Origin of the sequence: Pseudomonas sp. CDFA 610 (assembly GCF_021147865.1) — a bacterium.
Taxonomy (GTDB): domain Bacteria; phylum Pseudomonadota; class Gammaproteobacteria; order Pseudomonadales; family Pseudomonadaceae; genus Aquipseudomonas; species Aquipseudomonas alliivorans.
Window position 1 is genome coordinate 1 of record NZ_JAGTPM010000024.1, and the last position, 1744, is coordinate 1744.

Sequence of the window (1744 nt, forward strand, 5' to 3'; positions counted from 1 at the left end):
TGGTGATGCGGTAGAGGAGCGTTCTGTAAGCCTGTGAAGGTGAGTTGAGAAGCTTGCTGGAGGTATCAGAAGTGCGAATGCTGACATGAGTAACGACAATGGGTGTGAAAAACACCCACGCCGAAAGACCAAGGTTTCCTGCGCAACGTTAATCGACGCAGGGTTAGTCGGTCCCTAAGGCGAGGCTGAAAAGCGTAGTCGATGGAAAACAGGTTAATATTCCTGTACTTCTGGTTATTGCGATGGAGGGACGGAGAAGGCTAGGCCAGCCTGGCGTTGGTTGTCCAGGTTTAAGGTGGTAGGCTGAAATCTTAGGTAAATCCGGGGTTTCAAGGCCGAGAGCTGATGACGAGTGTTCCTTTGGAACACGAAGTGGTTGATGCCATGCTTCCAAGAAAAGCTTCTAAGCTTCAGGTAACCAGGAACCGTACCCCAAACCGACACAGGTGGTTGGGTAGAGAATACCAAGGCGCTTGAGAGAACTCGGGTGAAGGAACTAGGCAAAATGGCACCGTAACTTCGGGAGAAGGTGCGCCGGTGAGGGTGAAGCATTTACTGCGTAAGCCCACGCCGGTCGAAGATACCAGGCCGCTGCGACTGTTTATTAAAAACACAGCACTCTGCAAACACGAAAGTGGACGTATAGGGTGTGACGCCTGCCCGGTGCCGGAAGGTTAATTGATGGGGTTAGCGCAAGCGAAGCTCTTGATCGAAGCCCCGGTAAACGGCGGCCGTAACTATAACGGTCCTAAGGTAGCGAAATTCCTTGTCGGGTAAGTTCCGACCTGCACGAATGGCGTAACGATGGCGGCGCTGTCTCCACCCGAGACTCAGTGAAATTGAAATCGCTGTGAAGATGCAGTGTATCCGCGGCTAGACGGAAAGACCCCGTGAACCTTTACTATAGCTTTGCACTGGACTTTGAATTTGCTTGTGTAGGATAGGTGGGAGGCTTTGAAGCGTGGACGCCAGTCTGCGTGGAGCCAACCTTGAAATACCACCCTGGCAACTTTGAGGTTCTAACTCAGGTCCGTTATCCGGATCGAGGACAGTGTATGGTGGGTAGTTTGACTGGGGCGGTCTCCTCCTAAAGAGTAACGGAGGAGTACGAAGGTGCGCTCAGACCGGTCGGAAATCGGTCGTAGAGTATAAAGGCAAAAGCGCGCTTGACTGCGAGACAGACACGTCGAGCAGGTACGAAAGTAGGTCTTAGTGATCCGGTGGTTCTGTATGGAAGGGCCATCGCTCAACGGATAAAAGGTACTCCGGGGATAACAGGCTGATACCGCCCAAGAGTTCATATCGACGGCGGTGTTTGGCACCTCGATGTCGGCTCATCACATCCTGGGGCTGAAGCCGGTCCCAAGGGTATGGCTGTTCGCCATTTAAAGTGGTACGCGAGCTGGGTTTAGAACGTCGTGAGACAGTTCGGTCCCTATCTGCCGTGGACGTTTGAGATTTGAGAGGGGCTGCTCCTAGTACGAGAGGACCGGAGTGGACGAACCTCTGGTGTTCCGGTTGTCACGCCAGTGGCATTGCCGGGTAGCTATGTTCGGAAAAGATAACCGCTGAAAGCATCTAAGCGGGAAACTTGCCTCAAGATGAGATCTCACTGGAACCTTGAGTTCCCTGAAGGGCCGTCGAAGACTACGACGTTGATAGGTTGGGTGTGTAAGCGCTGTGAGGCGTTGAGCTAACCAATACTAATTGCCCGTGAGGCTTGACCATATAACACCCAAGCAAT

General features: G+C 52.7%; 1 rRNA gene. It reads left to right on the forward strand.

The window, feature by feature from the left end:
- A 23S ribosomal RNA gene (locus KDX39_RS26280) occupies window positions 1–1728 on the forward strand; the annotation flags it as partial.
- Window positions 1729–1744 lie beyond the last annotated feature (16 nt).